General features: G+C 46.9%; 1 pseudogene. It reads right to left on the reverse strand.

Annotated elements, in window-relative coordinates:
* A pseudogene (locus NE473_RS31855) lies at positions 1–292 on the reverse strand (sensor domain-containing diguanylate cyclase); the annotation flags it as partial.

The raw sequence follows: 292 nt of genomic DNA on the forward strand, positions 1-292 counted from the left end.
CTTCTGTTCAACAGGCCGCTTAAGGTATCATGGCCGGCCTCAAACTCCAGCCGTTCATAAAGACGTCTCTTCTTAATCTCATTTGCAATATTATAGGCAATGGTATCCAGCGGCCGGATGGTGTCCTGGTTAATGTTCGGATTATCCACCCCGATATATCCCGAAAAAGCCGTTTCATCTTCAAACGGTACTGCAAACAGGCTGCGAGCCCTGCGCCTCTTCAGGAACTGATATTCACTGGGATATGTGTACTTTAATTCTTCCACCCTTGAGATAATCAGGTGCTGCTTTC

The organism is Hungatella sp. SL.1.14 (genome assembly GCF_024460495.1).
GTDB lineage: Bacteria > Bacillota > Clostridia > Lachnospirales > Lachnospiraceae > Hungatella > Hungatella hathewayi.